The sequence below is a fragment of the Telluria sp. ZB4P37 genome (assembly GCF_059685855.1).
Window position 1 is genome coordinate 763,151 of record NZ_JCASID010000001.1, and the last position, 16,210, is coordinate 779,360.

At 67.6% G+C, this 16,210-nt stretch carries 12 protein-coding genes; 6 read left to right on the forward strand and 6 right to left on the reverse strand.

Annotation, left to right across the window (positions count from 1 at the left end; genetic code table 11):
• Nucleotides 1-4: 4 nt before the first annotated feature.
• The gene (locus AC56K1_RS03635) at nt 5-946 is read left to right on the forward strand and encodes a class I SAM-dependent methyltransferase (protein WP_497156467.1); all 942 of its coding nucleotides are present in this window, start codon (nt 5-7) and stop codon (nt 944-946) included.
• A gap of 14 nt (nt 947-960) precedes the next feature.
• Here AC56K1_RS03635 and AC56K1_RS03640 read toward each other — a convergent pair whose 3' ends face one another.
• The gene (locus AC56K1_RS03640) at nt 961-1,890 is read right to left on the reverse strand and encodes a LysR substrate-binding domain-containing protein (protein ID WP_497156468.1); all 930 of its coding nucleotides are present in this window, start codon (nt 1,888-1,890) and stop codon (nt 961-963) included.
• Nucleotides 1,891-2,031: 141 nt separating this feature from the next.
• Here AC56K1_RS03640 and AC56K1_RS03645 point away from each other — a divergent pair, with 141 nt between their 5' ends.
• Both AC56K1_RS03645 and AC56K1_RS03650 read left to right on the forward strand, forming a co-directional pair.
• Nucleotides 2,032-2,634, forward strand: a complete 603-nt coding sequence (locus tag AC56K1_RS03645) for a DedA family protein (protein ID WP_497156469.1) — start codon at nt 2,032-2,034, stop codon at nt 2,632-2,634.
• Nucleotides 2,635-2,745: 111 nt separating this feature from the next.
• A complete protein-coding gene (locus AC56K1_RS03650) occupies nt 2,746-3,801 on the forward strand; it encodes a hypothetical protein (protein WP_497156470.1) in 1,056 nt (351 codons plus the stop codon).
• 14 nt (nt 3,802-3,815) lie between these two features.
• Here the strand turns inward: AC56K1_RS03650 and AC56K1_RS03655 are convergent, their stop codons facing one another.
• From AC56K1_RS03655 to AC56K1_RS03665, 3 genes are read right to left on the reverse strand one after another with little or no spacing between them, the layout of a single operon-like run.
• The gene (locus AC56K1_RS03655; protein ID WP_497156471.1) at nt 3,816-4,730 is read right to left on the reverse strand and encodes a diguanylate cyclase; all 915 of its coding nucleotides are present in this window, start codon (nt 4,728-4,730) and stop codon (nt 3,816-3,818) included.
• Entirely contained in the window at nt 4,727-7,855 is a 3,129-nt protein-coding gene (locus AC56K1_RS03660) for a hybrid sensor histidine kinase/response regulator (RefSeq protein ID WP_497156472.1), read from the reverse strand. Before AC56K1_RS03660 ends, AC56K1_RS03655 begins: the two co-directional genes overlap by 4 nt.
• Nucleotides 7,856-7,913: 58 nt before the next feature.
• Entirely contained in the window at nt 7,914-10,154 is a 2,241-nt protein-coding gene (locus AC56K1_RS03665; RefSeq protein WP_497156473.1) for a TonB-dependent receptor, read from the reverse strand.
• Here AC56K1_RS03665 and AC56K1_RS03670 point away from each other — a divergent pair.
• Nucleotides 10,153-10,296: a hypothetical protein gene (locus AC56K1_RS03670; RefSeq protein WP_497156474.1), complete on the forward strand. Its 144-nt coding sequence runs from the start codon at nt 10,153-10,155 to the stop codon at nt 10,294-10,296. The two genes, AC56K1_RS03665 and AC56K1_RS03670, sit on opposite strands and share 2 nt — an antisense overlap.
• 135 nt (nt 10,297-10,431) lie before the next feature.
• Nucleotides 10,432-12,261, forward strand: coding sequence for a family 43 glycosylhydrolase (locus AC56K1_RS03675; RefSeq protein WP_497156475.1), 1,830 nt, complete (start codon nt 10,432-10,434; stop codon nt 12,259-12,261).
• On the opposite strand, the gene AC56K1_RS03680 is transcribed toward AC56K1_RS03675, so the two are convergent.
• Complete coding sequence (locus AC56K1_RS03680; RefSeq protein ID WP_497156476.1) at nt 12,184-13,212, reverse strand: DMT family transporter; 1,029 nt, start codon at nt 13,210-13,212, stop codon at nt 12,184-12,186. The two genes, AC56K1_RS03675 and AC56K1_RS03680, sit on opposite strands and share 78 nt — an antisense overlap.
• A 218-nt stretch (nt 13,213-13,430) precedes the next feature.
• Here AC56K1_RS03680 and AC56K1_RS03685 point away from each other — a divergent pair, with 218 nt between their 5' ends.
• Nucleotides 13,431-14,501 (forward strand): hypothetical protein, encoded by a 1,071-nt coding sequence (locus tag AC56K1_RS03685; protein WP_497156477.1) that lies wholly within the window; start codon nt 13,431-13,433, stop codon nt 14,499-14,501.
• Between the two features lie 179 nt (nt 14,502-14,680).
• On the opposite strand, the gene AC56K1_RS03690 is transcribed toward AC56K1_RS03685, so the two are convergent.
• Nucleotides 14,681-16,051: a serine hydrolase domain-containing protein gene (locus tag AC56K1_RS03690; protein WP_497156478.1), complete on the reverse strand. Its 1,371-nt coding sequence runs from the start codon at nt 16,049-16,051 to the stop codon at nt 14,681-14,683.
• Between the last annotated feature and the right edge of the window lie 159 nt (nt 16,052-16,210).

Genomic DNA, 16,210 nt, shown 5'->3' on the forward strand with positions numbered 1-16,210 from the left:
CGGCATGCCAGACTCGACACAACCGATCCTCGTCAAGCGTGACCGCTGTCCCGGTTGCCATCGCGATGCCGGCAAGCTGCTCTACAGCGAGCCGCTGGACAGTCCCGGCATCACCCGCTATATGCAGGAGCATTACGAGGGCCGGGTCGAACGCCTTTTTGCCGGCTACGACTACCAGCTGGCCCGGTGCGAACATTGCAGCCTGGTCTACCAGGCCGAGGTGCCGTCATCAGGGCTTCTCGAAGAAATCTACGACCGCTGGCTGCCCGATACCGAGCGGGCCGCAGTGGCTTCGCGCTTTGACCTTGGCGACTACCGCTACCTGGCCGGGCAGGTGGAATTCGTGCTGGGGCATTTCGGCCTGCGTCCCAGCGAGATCACGGCGCTGGACTTCGGCTTCGGCTGGGCCGAGTGGTCGAAGATGGCCGGTGCCTACGGGCTCGACGTCTACGGCGCCGAGCTGTCGCGGGTGCGGATCGCGTATGCGAAATCGGTCGGCATCCGCATCGTCGATAGCGATGCGCTGCCGGAGCGCGGATTCCACTTCATCAATACCGAACAGGTATTCGAGCACCTGCTCGAGCCGGGCACGGTGCTCAAACAATTGGCCGCCGCGCTGCGCCCCGGCGGGCTGGTCAAGATCAGCGTGCCGGATGCCGGCAAGGCGATCCGCAAGCTGCTGGGCGCAAGGTCCTTTGCCTCCCTGGGCAAGGACGACATCATGCCGATCGCGCCGTTCGAGCATATCAATGCGTTCACCTACGATTCGCTGGTGGCAATGGGACGGGAAGCAGGGCTCGCGCCGCTGCGGCCCTCGCTGCGCAAGCTCTATAACAGCAGCTCCGGCTGGATGGATCCGAAGTCCGCCCTCAAGACCCTGGCGCGGCCGTTGTACCGGCACGTCTACCCGAAAAGCACCTTCGTGTATTTTGCCCGGCCTGCTTGAAGCCGGACCGGCGGTCAGCCGGGCGCCTGCACGCAGGGCCGCGCGATCATGCGCGCGAAGGGCGAGTCCTCGCGCATGCGCCGCAGCCACCAGGTGAGCGCCGCGCCGTCCTCGCCGCTGCGCCAGGCCAGGTAGAAGGTTTCGTCGGGCTTGGGTTCAACCACGGCTTTTTCCACCAGCTGCCCGGCTTCGATGGCCGGGCGCGCCCAGGCCTCGGGCAGGAAGCCGAAGCCCAATCCCTGCAGCTGGAAGGCGTACTTGGTTTCCATGTCGGGCACGGCCAGGGTGTCTTGCCCGAACAGCAGGCCCACCGTGCGCACGCCGAGCTGGCGCGCAGAATCCGATACCGCCACCGCGCGATAGGGCAGCAGGTCGGACTTGTCGAGGGGATGGTCAATCGACGCCAGCGGGTGGCAGGGCGCCACCGCGAACACGAAGGGGCTGGTGCCGATCGGCTCGGCGGTATAGCCGCCGCCGGACGGGCCTTCGCCGGCCGCGCCCACCAGCAGGTCGACGCGGCGGTCGAGCAGCGCGTCCCAGGTCCCGGACAGCACTTCGCGCACCAGGCGCAGGCGGGTCTGGTCGGCCACCCCGTAGAAGGCTTCGATGTCCGGCTGCAGGCTTGACGGCCCCAGCATCGAATCCATCCCGATGGCCAGTTCGGTCTCCCAGCCGGAAGCGACGCGGCGCACGCGCGACTCCAGGTCGCCGGCGGCACGCAGCAGGTAGCGGCCTTCCTTGAGCAACTCCTTGCCGGCCGGCGTCAGTGCGACTTTCGGGCCGAAGCGGTCGAACAGGCGCACGCCGAGGTCGTCCTCGAGCTTGGACACCGTGTATGAGATGGTGGACGGAACCCGGAACAATTCCTTCGCGGCCCCCGCGAACGAACCCTTGCGGGCGATGGTTTCGACGATCTCGAGTGCGTCCAGGCTAAGCTTGAGCAATTGCGGTTCCTTGGGGGGCGAATTCCCCCATGGTACCGAAGTCGTGACGACTCTGCCATTGCCTGCCTGGCATCTGGCGAGCGCAAGCGTTCTCGGCAAGATGGTATGGTGCGCTCTTCACCGTCAGTGGAGTCCTGCCTCATGTTCCAGTTCATTACCGAATTTCTCGAAGCCAGCGGCTACCTGGGCGTGTTCGCCCTGATGGCGCTGGAGAACATCTTCCCGCCGATCCCGTCGGAACTGATCATGCCCTTCGCCGGCTTCGTCGTCGCCCGTGGCGACCTGAGCCTGGCCGGCGTGCTGATTGCCGGCACCGCCGGCTCGATCACCGGCGCCTTGCCCTGGTATGTCGGGGCCAGGAAGTATGGCAAGGAACGCCTGAAGAAATTCGCCGACCGTCACGCCCGCTGGATGACGGTGACCGCCGAGGATGTAGACATGGCCATCGCCGCATTCGACCGCCATGGCCGCTCGATGGTGCTGTTCGGGCGCCTGATCCCGGCCATCCGCACCTTGATTTCGGTGCCGGCCGGCCTTGCCTGCATGTCCCTCGGCCAGTTCCTGCTGTATTCGACCATCGGCTCGCTCGCCTGGACCGGGGTGCTGACGGCAGGTGGTTTCCTGCTGGAGAGTAATTACGAGCAAATCGGGAAATATATCGATCCGGTCTCGAAGCTCATCTTCGGCACCCTGCTGGCCTGGTACCTGTACCGGGTCGTGACCCACCGCCCGGCCAAGGCCTGAATCCGGAAATCGGGCACAGGAACAGTCCGGTGTGGCGCACCCGCCGCACGCAAGCACCCAGGTTTGCGCGCCTTGGGCTACACTCGGCTTGTTCCACAGCAGGCCTACGTCATGAAGAACCGTTTGTTGGAAGACATCGGCGACACCCAGTCCGGCCCGTCTACAGTGGCTGAACGCCGCATGCGGCCGGCCGCCCCGCCGCCCGAACCGCTCGACCCACCTGCGCCGCCCGGGCCGGCGCCGCAGCCGCGCGCGCGCGCCGCGGTCTGGCGCAGCCGTGCGATCCTGCCGACTTCGAGCGAGCCGGATCTCGCCGGGCAGGACGCGCCTGCGCCGCCCGAGCCGCCCGCCAAGCCGGTACCGCCGCCGCGTGCCGCCGGCATCCCGCCCTGGCCCGCATCGTTTTCCAGCCGCGAGCCGGACTGGCCGATCCCGCCCCCGGACGAGCCGGCGCCCTGGCTTGATCGCTGGGGCCGCAAGGCGCTGGGCTGGAGCGTCGCCGCCGCGGCCATTGTGGCCGTGGCCGGCGCCGCGACCTGGATGTACCGCGACACCCAGGTCCAGTCCACCCTGGCGGTCGTGGCCGGGAATTCATCCGCGGAGACGGCAGCAGCCGTGCCGGCTGCTGCGCCGCCGCTTGCAGAAACCGCGCCGGCCTGGACCCCGCCGCCGCTGCGGATGCTGCCGCCGCCACCGGTGGCTGCAACACCTGCCGCGCAAGCACCGGCCGTGGCCGCGGCGCCGGTTGCGGACGCGCCCACCCGGGCAGAACCGCCGGCAGTCGTTCCGTCGCGCGCCGCAGCCGCGCCCAGGGCGAAGCGCGCTCCCGAGCGCCGCGTCGCTGCCCTGCCACCCAAGAAGAAGCCGGAGCGCCGCATCGCCGCCGCGCCGCCTGGAAAAGCCCGCGCCGCACCGGATTTATCCTGGGCGGCCAGGGAGCGCGAGCGCCTGTTGGCGCAAACCCAGGCGCCTGCCACCCGTGCGCCTGCGCGGCCTGCGCCGCGGCCGGAACAGCCAGAGCCGCAAGCGCCCCAGGGGCAGCAAGGCGGGGCCGAGGGGCCGCTGTCCGAAACCCTGCGCCTGTGCCGCGCCGCCGGTTACCACGCGGCTGCCTGCATGAGACGCGGCTGCGAGGCGACCCGTTTTGGCCTGGTCTGCCGCGGCTGAGCGTACGCGGCGAGTTAGTGATCGTTGCGCCAGACGGTCCGGTTGCGGCCCGACTGCTTGGCGCGATAGAGATGGGTGTCGGCCGCTTCGAACAGCTCGCTCGATTGCTCGCGATTGTTTGAGAGCAGGGTTGCGCCGCCCACGCTCACCGTCAGCACCGGCGCCACGTTCGATGCCGCATGCGGGATCATCAGCTGTGCGATGCTGTCGCAGATGCCGGCCACCACCGACTGCGCGGCCGGAGCATCGGTCTCGGGCATGAGCAGCACCAGTTCCTCGCCGCCGTAGCGCGCCGCCAGGTCGCCGGGGCGGCGCATGCCGGCAGCGGCAATGCGGGCCACGGCGCGCAGCGCGCGGTCGCCGGCCGGGTGGCCATAGCGGTCGTTGAACTGCTTGAAGGCGTCGATGTCGAGCAGGGCCAGCGACAGCGGCTGGCCGTTGCGGCGCGCGCGCTGCCATTCGAGTTCGTACACTTCGTCGAAGCAGCGGCGGTTGGCCAGTTCGGTCAGGCCGTCGATATTCGCGAGCCGTTCCAGCATCCTGCGCTGGCGCACCACCTGCAGGTGCACGGCCACGCGCGCCATCACGACGCTTGGGTTGAAGGGCTTGGTGATGTAGTCGGCGGCGCCCATCTTCAGGCCGTTGGCCTCGTCCTCGGGCCGGTCCAGGCCCGAGATGAAGATCACGGCGATGTGCGCCGTCTGCGGATCGGCGCGCAGGCGCCGCAGCACTTCGTAGCCGTCCATGTCCGGCATCATGACGTCGAGCAGGATCAGGTCTGGCGCATGGCGCACTGCGCGTTCCAGCGCCTGGGCGCCGTTCTTGGCCAGCACCACGGTGTATTCGGGCTTGAGCAGTTCGCCCAGCACATCGCGGTTGATGGCGTCGTCGTCCGCCACCAGCACTTTCTGTACGTCGATCCCGTTCATGCGCGGGTCTCCTCGATGGAATCCGGAGCGCCGGTTTCAAGGCGGCGTGCGAGGCTGGACAGGGGCGGGCGCGCCGCCGCGTATTCGATGTCCTCGACCGCGCGCCGGATCGGATCCAGCGCCGCCGCGTGCGCGGTTCCGCCCAGCAGGAGCTGCAGTTCGGCCAGTGCATCTTCGGCGCGGGCGTCGTCGTCGGCCAGGAAGCTGTCCAGCCGTGCCATCACGTCCGGCAGGCCGGCCACGCCGCCGGCTTGCGCCAGCGGCACGGCGGCCAGGCGGGCCAGGCCGTTCAGCACCGTTTCGCTGGACCTGACCAGGAATGGTATGCGGGCGCCCAGCAGGTCGAACTGGCCGGCGCGCAGGTCCTGCTCGACGCGGCTGGCCTGGGCCGACAGTTCGAAGGCGCCGACATAGGCCGCGCTCGATTTCAGGTTGTGCGCCAGCGCCTGCAGGCGGGCGTAGTCGCCAGATGCCAGGGCTTCGCGCAGGACCTGCGGGCTGTCGCCGTATTCGCGCACGAAGCTGCCGGCACGTTTCTCCAGGCGCTTGCGCTGGCCGTTCACGCCGGCCAGCGCCGCCTGCCAGTCGATACCGGGAATGGGTGGCAGCGGCGCCAGGTCGGCGTCCACGTCCGACGGCGCCGGCATGGCGGCGGGCGGCAGGCTGCGTCCCGCCAGCCGCGCCGGGTCGATCCACTTGAGCAGGGTGCAAAACAGCAGGTCCGGGTCGATCGGCTTGGTCACGTGGTCGTTCATGCCGGCGCCCAGGCTGCGCGCCCGGTCTTCGGGCAGCGCATGCGCCGTCATGGCCACGACCGGCAGGTCGCGCAGGCGCTCGATCGAACGTATCTCGCGGGTCGCCCCCAGGCCGTCGAGTTCCGGCATCTGGATGTCCATCAAGACCAGGTCGTAGTCGCCGGCGGCGGCCATGCGAACCGCTTCCACGCCATCGAGGGCAACGTCGACCTGGATGCGGACGGCCGCCATGAAGTCGATGGCCACTTCGCGGTTGTTGGCATTGTCTTCGGCCAGCAGGATGCGCGCGCCATCCAGGCGCGGCAGGTCAAGGCCGCGCATCCGGGCCGGGCCATCGAGCGCGCCCGCGCCCAGGTCCGGGATGGCTCCGCGCAGTTGCTGCAGCGATGCACCGCGCGCCGGCGCATCAGCAGGCGATGACGCGGCGTCGGCAATCCCGAGCGGCAGTTCGACAGTGAAAAGGCTGCCGGCGCCCGGCGTGCTGGCGACGCCGATGCTGCCCTCCATGAGCTCCACCAGCTTCTTCGAGATCGACAGTCCCAGGCCGGTGCCGCCGTATTTGCGGGTGGTCGAGCTGTCGGCCTGGCTGAAGGACTGGAACAGGCGCTTGATCTGGTCCTCGCTCATGCCGATGCCGGTATCCTTGATGCCGAACCGCAGCGTCACCGCATTGCCCTCGCGGTGGGCAAGCGCGACCGACACCACGATGTCGCCGCGCTCGGTGAACTTGACCGCGTTGCCGACCAGGTTCAGCAGCACCTGGCCGAGGCGCAGCGGGTCGCCCACCAGGCGATGCGGCACCTCCGGGTCGACCCGGAACACCAGTCCGATGCCTTTTGCATCGGTACGTACGGCGGTGATATCGGCCAGGTGTTCGAGCAGGTCGGCGAGCGAGAAGGGAACCGTTTCGAGCGCCAGTTTGCCGGCCTCGATTTTCGAGAAGTCGAGGATGTCGTTGATGATGGCCAGCAGGTGCTCGCTGGCGCCGAGGATCTTGCCGAGGTAATTGCGTTGTTTCGGGTCGGATTCGGCCATCAGGGCCAGCCGGCTCATGCCGATGATTGCGTTCATCGGCGTGCGGATCTCGTGGCTCATGTTGGCCAGGAATTCCGACTTCATGCGGGTGCTGGCTTCGGCACGCAGCATGGCGGCCTGCATCGCCTGGGTCCGCAGTCCCAGGATGCGCATGAATACCAGCATGTCGAAACTGGCGCCGAATTGCAGGGAGTGCAGGGTCCAGAAGTTGGCCGGCAGGTTACCGTTGATCATCTGGGCGGAGATGAGCGCGGCCGTGAAGCTGACGGCCCAGCCGACCAGCAGGTAGATGCCGACGGTGTCGCCCGCGCGCGCGCGCCGGTAGGCCCCCAGCAGGCCGAGCAGCATCGGGAGGATGCCCAGGCTGCTGACCACCGCGACCAGGACCGCATGGCTGATGAGGTTTGCGCCGAATGCGGCCGCGCTGAGCACGCACAGGGCTGCCCCGGTACGCAACAGGAAGCTGGAGAGGCGGTCCTTGCCGGGGCGCGTGAGCAGGTGGTCGATGAACAGGTAGGCGCCGCAGGACGCCGTCAGCGACAGCATGCCGGCCGCGTGCAGGTTGAGCCAGGCGTTCCCCTGCCAGAAATACTGGTTGGCGATGCCGAACCAGCAGGACGAATACAGGGTGACCCCGCCGACCAGCAGCGCGTACTTGCCGAACAGCGCATCGCGCAGGTTGATCCACTGGGCCACGCTGTAGAGGAAGAGCGAAAAGCCCAGGCCGAACAACATCCCCTGCAACAGCTGATCGGCCAGCGAGGCGCGGTGGAAGGCGTTCGGCTGCCAGAAGGTGAGTGGGACGATCTTCGGGCCTTCGGTATCGATCCGCACCAGCACGGTGTGCGCGGCGCCGGGGGACAGGCGCAGCTGCAGCGCCGGCGTGGGGCCGCCCAGCGCCGAACCGGCCACCGGCTGGTTCTTGCCGGTGACGGCGACGTGGCGCAGCACGCCGCCCGTGGCGAGGTACACGTCCATGCGGTCGATGAGGCCGAAGTTGGCGTGCAGCACCCAGGAGTCGGGGCCGTCCCGGGACGCCACGACCGGGATGCGCAACCACACCACGCCACTGTACACGCCGAGCGTCGCGCGGGCCGAGCCCGGACGGCTATAGCCGGAATCAAGCAGCGCCGTCGCGGCGTCGAGCTGGCCCGCGGGATCGCGCAGCACCGACAGCGCGTCCCAGGCCTCGACCTTTTCGAGGCCGGGGCCGAGCAGCAGCGGCGCCGGCGCCATGCCCGCCGCGGCGCGGGCCGGCAGCGCGAGCAGGAGCATGCCCAGCATGGCGCAGAGCAGCGCGCCGCCGAGGCGGGACAGGAAAGTCGATGACGGCATGGGGGGTGTTCTCTCTTGTTGTCGGTGTGGCGATGCGTTTGCGTCCGTGGGTCCGGCGTCAGAACCGGTAATCGATCCTCAGGTCCACCGTGCGCGGATCGCTCGGCGTGGCCATGCCGAAGCTGTCGATCGCGATCGGGCGCACCGCGTTCTCCAGGTTGCGTACCCGCGCCAGCATGCTCCACGACGCTCCTTGCGGCTGCCAGCCGAGGCGCAGGTCGGTGCTGGTGTGCGACGGGATGCGATAAGTCAGCGCCTGGCTGGGGACGGCGATCACGTAGTCGCTGCTGGCGCGTGTGAACACGCCGGCAGTGAGCCGCCCGCGCGACAGGGCGAAAAGCTGGTCGTAGCCGAGGGTGGCGACCCGGTTTGGTGCGCGATCCAGTTTGCGGCCGGCCCAGGAGCGCACCCCGTCCGGCTTGTACGACTGGTAGTGGGCGTCGAGCAGGGCCAGGCTCCAGGCCAGGCTGCCGCTACCGAGCACCTCCACTGTCCCGTCGAGCTCCAGGCCCTTGACGCTGGCGACGCCCGCGTTGCCGGTCACGAAGCGCGGCGCGCCCTGCAGGATGGCCACGCTGGACAGTTGCAGGTTGGTGTAGTCGTAGTCGAAGGCCACCGCATTGACGCTGGCGCGGCCGTCCAGGAAGCGGGTGCGGGTGCCGATTTCGATCGAACGCAGCGTTTCCGGCTGGTAGAACAGGCTAGCCGCCGGCACGGCGATCGCCGCCGGGCAGGCGATGCCCAGGGCCGTGCTGCCCACTGCGCAGCCGTCGTTGAAGCCGCCGGCCTTGTAGCCGGTGGCGATGCTCGCCCAGGCCAGCGTATTGGCGCCGATGTCCGCATCCAGGCCGAGGCGCCAGGTGGTCTTGCTGGTCGCGATCTGCGCTGCGTTCAGCAAACGGGTGTCGGTGGCCGGATTGAAGGCCGCGGCCTGCTGGAAGCTGGTCGAGCCGATGCGCGACTTGTCGTCGTGCGTCGTGCGCGCGCCCGCGGTGGCGCGCAGCCGGTCGGATACGCGCCAGGTCAGCTGGCCGAAGGCGGCGCGGCTGTCCGCTTTCGTCGGACCGGACGGGAACACGTAATAGGGCGGCAGGCCAAGGGGCTGCAGGCCGCGGAAGCCGTAGGTGGTATGCGACTCTTCGCTGAAGTAGTACAGGCCGGTCTGGGCGCTGAGAGTGCGCGCTTCGTCGGTGGAGACGCGCAACTCGTGCGAATCGGCCCGGTTCTTGCCGGTGTACAGGTTGTGCACGCCCAGCGCAAAGCCAGGTGCCACTCGGTAGTAGTAATTGACCAGCATGTCCTGGTCGAAGCGGCGGTGCGAGCCCAGGTAGGTGAGGGTGGCCGTGCCGAGCTTCCATTCCAGCTGCGCGCCCAGTCCGCGCGCGCGCTTGTCGTCATAGCCCTGTTCCGGCACCGTGTTCGGCGGACGGAAGGCATTGGTCAGACGCGCGTCGGTGCTGCCCGCGCGCCAGGCCGGGGCGCCGGTCGGGATGCCGTCGTAGAAGTTGGTATCGGGGACGAAGCGGTCGTTGTTCTCGGAGGCGCGGCCATGGTCGTAGCGCAGCAGCAGCGAAGCATCCTGGCCAAATGCGAGCAGGGCCGAAAGGCGCGCGCTGCGCTCGCCCCGATCCAGGCCCAGTTCGTACGGGGTGCCCTGGGCATTGTGCAGATAGCTGTCGTGGCGCTGGCCGGCTACCGCGGCGCGCAGGGCCAGGGCCGGGCTGACCGGGACGTTGACGGTGGCGCCCAACTTGCGGCTGCCATAGGTGCCGGCTTCGAGGCCGGCGCTGCCCTCGAGGCGCGCGGTCGGCATGTTGGAAATGACCTTGATTACGCCGGCAGTGGTGTTACGGCCGTACAGCGTGCCCTGGGGGCCGCGCAGCACTTCGATGCGGTCGACGTCCAGGAAAGCGAGAGTCTGGGCCGGCCCGCGCGGGACGTACACGCCATCGAGCAGGAAGGCCGCCGACGGGTCGCCCTTGTCGGTGGAATCGGCACTGGTGACGCCGCGAATCGTGATGCGCAGGCCTTCGGCAACCTGGTCGAGGTGCACATTGGGCAGGCGCTTGCCCAGTTGGGCAGGGCTGTCGCTGCCCCCCAGGACCAGCCTTTCGCCGCTCACCACGCTCATGGCCAGCGGCGTGCGCGAAGCCAGGGTCGGCACGCGCGTGGCCGTGACCACGACTTCGGCCGGCGCGTCAGCCGCTAATGCCTGCTGCGCCGCTGCATTCGCGGACACGATGCCCGCCACTGCTGCCGCCAGCAGCGTCGGGTTCAGGCAAACCTCTTTCTTCCTCATGAAACTGCCCCTGGTATTCTTTTTCTGCCCGCACCGGATCGATTACGAGGTGCGTGATGGCGCGCTTGTCCTGACGGCAGACGGTGAACGCGCCGGGATTGCCGAGCTTGTAAGTTTATCAGTACATGATTACGGGCAATAGTCCTACACGAGTTTCAATGACTAAAATTTACCTGTGTAGCAACAATTCGCTCATCCTCCCGTCACCCGTGCGCCGTGGCGCGCCTGATTCGCTTATTTTTTAGCAATAAGAGCCGATCGACCACAGGAGACCGCCTTGACCCTGCTCCTCCGCTGCAAGGCTGCGGCCTTGGCCGCTGTCCTTGCCGGCTGTGCCATGCCGCCCGCCTTCGCCCAGCCAGCCACGCCCGCCGTCACGACCTATATCAATCCCTTGCCCCTGCGCCTGGCCGACGGCAGCCTGGCCGAAAGCTGCGCCGACCCGTCGCTGCTGCGCGACCGCACCACCTCGCCGGCGACCTGGTACCTGTACTGCACGATGGACCCGGTGAACTACAAGGAACGAGATAGCAAGGGATGGACGTTCCACATGATGCCGATCTACCGTTCGGTCGACCTGGTGAACTGGTATTTCGTGCGCGACTCCTTCGACCAGCGCCCGAGCGGCATCGCCGGCCCGAAGGCCGGCCTGTGGGCGCCAGAGCCGGTGTACCAGAATGGCAGCTACTACCTGTATTTCACGGTCACCGACGTGGCCGACGCGCACAGTCTTGAGAAGGGCTGCGAATCCGACAGCGCGATCGCGGTGGCGACCAGCGCCTCGCCGGCCGGTCCGTGGAAGGCGGCGCCGCAACTGGTGGTGCCGCCGCGCCGGTCCGGTGCCGGCTGCAACTTCCACTGGACCTTCGACCCGGATGTCGTCGAGGACGCCCAGGGCGACCGCTGGCTGTATTACGGGAGCTATGGAGGCGGTATCCACGTGCAGCGGCTCGCACGCAACGGGCTCAAGGTGGAAGGCGACCCGGTGCGCATCGCTGCCGCCAACCGCTATGAAGGCGCCGAAGTGGTGAAGCACGGCAGTCACTGGTACATGTTCGCATCGAGCACCGACTGCTGCCGCGGGCCGCTCACCGGCTACGCGCTCTACGTCGGGCGCGCGACCAGTCCCGAGGGACCTTTCCTGGACCGCCAGGGCAACGACATGGCCGCCACGCGCGTGGGCGGCACCCCGGTGCTGGCGCAGAACGGCAACCGCTGGATCGGCGCCGGCCACAACACCGTGTTCCAGGATGCGGCCGGCCAGTGGTGGACCTTCTACCATGCGGTGGACCGCGACCAGGGCTATTTCAGTGTCGAGGACAAGCTGACCCGGCGCCCGCTGCTGCTCGACCGCATCGACTGGATCGACGGCTGGCCGGTCATCAACGGCGGGCATGGGCCGTCCGACACCGTGCAGCAGCGGCCCGCGCTGCGCCCGGCGTCCCTGTCGCCGCCACCTGAAGCACCTGCTTCGCGATCGGCTACGCCGTTATGGCTCGACCGTTTCGAGAGCGAGCGGCTCGCTGCGCGCTGGAGCTGGGTGCGTCCCGGCGCCGCCGGCAGCTTTGCCAGCGGCCGGCCGGGCCTGCGCATGGCCACGCAAGACGCCGACCTGCACGTCGACACCAATACCGCGACGGTGCTGGCGACGGCGCTGCCCGAGGGCGACCTGCGCATCGAAGCGCGCATCCGCCTGGACGCGCCGCTGGAATGCTGCGCAAAACCGGTGCAGGCCGGGCTGGTGATCATGCGCGACGACGACAACTACGTGAAGCTGGTCGAGCTGGCCAACGACGGCCTGCGCCAGGTGGAATTCGGCAAGGAGCTGGCGCCCGTCGGGGCCGGCTATCCGCGCTATGGCAATACGGTGGTGGGCACGCCGGGCGAATGGACGTGGCTGCGGATCGACGTCCTGCGCGGCGCCCCCGGTTTGAGGAGCGAAGAGCGCTATACCGCCTGGTCCAGCCAGGATGGCCAGGCCTGGGTACAGGGCGGCACCTGGACCCACCGTCTCGGCGGTGGTGCCAAGCTAGGACTGGTGGCGATGGGCGGCGCCGGCCACGCGGTCACTTTCGGCCAGGTCGCCGTGTCCCGCCTGAAGCGCTGATGCTTCGAAGGCGAGGGCGTCGCGGTCGCCGGCATGGGCGCGCACCGACCAGGTCACGCCCGCGACCAGCAGCGCGATCGCGGCAATCTCCAGCGGGCGCGGTCCGTGACCACGGTACAGGAAGCCGTACAGCAGCGCGAACAGGGTCTCGAACAGGATCAGCTGGCCCGAGAGCGTGACCGGCACGCGGCGGCTGGCCACGTTCCACAGGTGGTTGCCGATCACCGAGGCGCCCAGCGCGAGCACGGCGTTGCAAGCCCAGAACACGGTCCAGTTACGTGCTGAAGAGGGCGGCTTGATGTCGCCGGATGCCGCGGCCCACGCCAACGCGCCGGTGCCGAGCAGCAGCGCGACGACACCGGTGGTCAAGCCATACAGCGCCGACCACTGGGCGCTGGAAAACTGCGGATTGCGTTTCAGGTAGCGTGCATTGTCGACCGCATACCAGCTCCAGCACAGCAGGGCGCCCGTGGCGCACAGCACGCCCAGCGCGATCGCGGTGTTTGACTGGGCCGCATCGGCATGCAGGAAGGTATCGACATTGATGCAGGCGATGCCTGCGCCAACCAGCAGCAGCGGCAGCGCCAGGCGGCGCAGCGGCACCGCGCCGTGGTCGTTGCGGCCTAGAAGGGTAACCACCACCGGCAGCATGCCGATGATCAGGGAAGTCGGCGCCACGCCCGCATATTTCACGCCCATCGCGAGCAGCATGTAGTAGACGATGTTCCCGGCCAGCGCATGGCGGAGCAAGGCCGCATAGTCGCTGGGGAGCAGGGTGGCAAACAGGGATTTCAGGCGCGGCAGCAGCAGGCCGAAGGCCATGGCGCCGTAGGCGATGTAACGGCCGACGGCCAGTTCCAGCGGCGAGAAGGCCCCAAGGAATTCGGGCACGATGAACACCAGCCCCCATATCGCACCGGCCAGCAGGCCGCACAGCACACCTATCCACATACGAAATACCGGGACAAAGGGGGGATTCTACCTTGCCGGCCAGGCGACCGTGCGGCGTGGCGCCGACAGCGGGCCAGCCGCGCGTCCCGTTGTGGCGCCTTCCGAAATTGAGTAAAGTCGATGCAAGCGCGGTCTAACTCAGGCGTGCTGCGGCCCGGCCGGATGGGCTGCCCAGGCAACATCTCTTGGGGCGCAAAACAACTGACCGGGGGCAGGGGATGGCCTTATTACCTTTCGAAATTACCTACAGCCTCAGGGGCAGGTTCGGCACCAGCACTCACCTCCTGGACCGCGTCGCCGATCCCGGGTTCTTCAACGGGGTGTTTTTCATTGCCGCACTCATCGCAGCGGGCTGTACGTTTGCCGACTGGGCTTTGTCGAAGGAGCGAAAGGAGGCGGTCAAACAGGCGATGGGGAACTATTGGACGGCACTGCAGTATGCATCGATCGACGCCTTGTTCCGCTCCGCCTGGCGAGGGGCAGGCTTGCAGCTGCTGTGGCTGATCGGCCCCCGCCCGCAATCGCTGCGGCGCTTCATCGTCTCGCCGGTCTTGCACCTGCTGCTGACTTACCTTGTCTGGTGGCTGTCGCTGAGCCTGCTGTTTGCGGTGAAAGGATGGGATTTCGGCCCGGTGTACCGGCCGGGGTTGTACATCTATGACGTCTCCGCGTCCCCATCGGTGAGTATCCCCCTGTTGATCTGGCTGTTCCTGGTGAGCTGGATCAGCTGGTCTGGCCTGGCCCTCTTGCTGCCCCGGCTGGAGTGGTCGAGCGCAGCGGTCCTCAAAACGCTCCTTGCCCTGCTCGGCATGGCAGGCCTCATCCTTGCCCTTACCTGTGCGTTCGCGCTCCTGTACATGGGGCCGGCAGACCTGCTGGCCGCCGTCAAAATGGAGTTTCCCTACTTTCAGTCATCCGATCACCCGGGGACGGTGACACTGAACGCCGGAGAGAGCGCTGCCGCCAGCCCGGTATTCGAATCGCTCCTGGGCGCCCTCATCGGGCTCGGTTTCGACCTGTCGAGCTACGTGAAAAAAATGTTCTGGTTCATCGTCAAGATCTCGGTGCTCTGCCTGGTGCTGGGACCATCGATCTTTCTGATGGCCTTGTACCTGTTCGGCTTGCTCAGCAACGTCTTGTTGAAGATGGCGCGGCCGCTGCTCCAGCCGGTCACTTCCCTTGTCTTCGCACGGCTGTATGAATCCAGGAATGGCGTGTTCACTCAGCTCGGCATTTTTATCGGCACTGTGGTCAAGCTGATTGACGAAGGAATCAAGCGTCTCGGGTAGCCGCAGGAGCGCCCAGGTTCGCGCGGCAGATATTGCCCGGGTATCGCAAGCGCGAGAGCGCATAGAAATTCCATCCGTGCCGGTGAGTGTCGACACGTGGCCGGCCGCCATCTTCCGGTTGACTGTGGGTGGGATGGCGAATTTCGCTGATCGGCTGGGGGGCGTGTGGTGCGGTGGCATCACTCCGGTGAGAAATTTAAAGCGTTGAACTTCCCCGCCTTGTCCACCACCAGCGACACCAGCAGTGTCTCGTTCGCGTAACCGAAGCGGTAGCGCAATCGCCGTCCTGCCGCCTCATCCTTGCGCGACAGCAGTTCGACCGAGCGCAGCTTGCCTGCTTCGCCCAGGGCTTCGGCCACGCGCGCCAGCACGGCGGGCGTGAGCTTGACCCCGAGTTCCGCATTCGCGGCCGCCGGCGCCTTGCCCACGGTGAGGCTGGCCATCGCCTCGCGCACCGAGGCCGTCACGCTTGGCTCCGGGTCAGGAATCGCCTTGGCCGGCCCATCGAACAGCGCCGGCACGTAATGCGCCGCTACCATGTCGGCAAACTTAGACGGCCGCGCCGAATCCGAATTGGCCAGGATGACGACGGTAAGCTTGTCATCGACATAGCGGCACAGCTGGGCGCGGAAGCCTTGCCAGGCGCCGCCGTGCGAGATGTGGCGGCGTCCCTTGACCGTGTCGACGAACCACCCAAAGCCGTAAGGCGCGTCGCTGCCGTCATTGAGCTTGGCGGGCGTGAACGCGGCCTGGCGCAGGCCCGCGTCGAGGATCTTGTCGCCGTACAGGGCCTGGTCCCAGCGCAGGAGGTCGCGCGCGGTCAGGTACAGGCTGCCGTCGGCCGTCGTGTTCAGGCGCGGCGCGACCCAGGACTGGTTCTTGAGCGCGCCGCCTTTCCACTCGTAGCCGGCGGCGCGGTGCGGGATGATGTCGGACTCGCTGATCACGCGGGCGGACATGCCCAGCGGAGCGAAGACGCGCTCGCGCAGCTGATCGCCATAGAACTTGGCGCCGGCGCGGTTGGCGATGAAGCCCAGCAGGTGGTAGCCCATATTACTGTAGGCCCACTTCTCGCCGGGGGCGAAGCGCAGCGGCACGGTCGCTTCCAGCGCAATCAACTCCTCGTCCGTGTAGTCCTTGCGGAAATCGATGATCTGGTACGGATCGCCCAGCCCCGAGGTGTGGGACAGCAGGTGCCGGATGGTGATCTTTTCCCAGCTGGGCGGGGTGGCGGGCAGGTGGCGCGAGACCGGGTCGTCGAGCTTGAGCTTTCCATCTTTCTCCAGCAGCAGGATCAGTGCTGCGGTAAAGGTCTTGCCCACCGAGCCGGACTGGAACACCGTCTGCGGCGTCACCGGCACCTTGTGCTCGACATTGGCCAGGCCATAGCCTTGTTCCTTGATGACCTTGCCGTCTTTCAGGACCAGCACGGAGAGGCCCGGCACATGGCGGCGCTTCATTTCCTCGAGCAGGGCGTCGTCCAGGCGGTCGGCGCGGGCAGGGGCGATGAAGAAGGTAGCAGACAGCAGGGCAAGGCAGGCGCGGCGCATCGGGACTCCAGCAGACAGGGAGCCCGGATCATAGCCCCTGGGACGCAGCAAAAGCGCGGCGGGGCGCATTTCATGCCGCACGCATGCGCGCCGGGATGTCGCCCGCAGTTCAGTAAGTCGCCCACGGCTAATAATTATTTGCTAGTATTAATTGATAAA

Excerpts from the sequence above, each read along its gene's own strand:
- AC56K1_RS03665 (WP_497156473.1), bottom strand. The coding sequence starts at position 10,154 with ATGAGGAAGAAAGAGGTTTGCCTGAACCCGACGCTGCTGGCGGCAGCA.
- AC56K1_RS03670 (WP_497156474.1), top strand. The coding sequence starts at position 10,153 with ATGAAACTGCCCCTGGTATTCTTTTTCTGCCCGCACCGGATCGATTAC.
- AC56K1_RS03645 (WP_497156469.1), top strand. The coding sequence starts at position 2,032 with ATGTTCCAGTTCATTACCGAATTTCTCGAAGCCAGCGGCTACCTGGGC.
- AC56K1_RS03655 (WP_497156471.1), bottom strand. The coding sequence starts at position 4,730 with ATGAACGGGATCGACGTACAGAAAGTGCTGGTGGCGGACGACGACGCC.
- AC56K1_RS03680 (WP_497156476.1), bottom strand. The coding sequence starts at position 13,212 with ATGTGGATAGGTGTGCTGTGCGGCCTGCTGGCCGGTGCGATATGGGGG.
- AC56K1_RS03635 (WP_497156467.1), top strand. The coding sequence starts at position 5 with ATGCCAGACTCGACACAACCGATCCTCGTCAAGCGTGACCGCTGTCCC.
- AC56K1_RS03660 (WP_497156472.1), bottom strand. The coding sequence starts at position 7,855 with ATGCCGTCATCGACTTTCCTGTCCCGCCTCGGCGGCGCGCTGCTCTGC.
- AC56K1_RS03650 (WP_497156470.1), top strand. The coding sequence starts at position 2,746 with ATGAAGAACCGTTTGTTGGAAGACATCGGCGACACCCAGTCCGGCCCG.
- AC56K1_RS03685 (WP_497156477.1), top strand. The coding sequence starts at position 13,431 with ATGGCCTTATTACCTTTCGAAATTACCTACAGCCTCAGGGGCAGGTTC.
- AC56K1_RS03690 (WP_497156478.1), bottom strand. The coding sequence starts at position 16,051 with ATGCGCCGCGCCTGCCTTGCCCTGCTGTCTGCTACCTTCTTCATCGCC.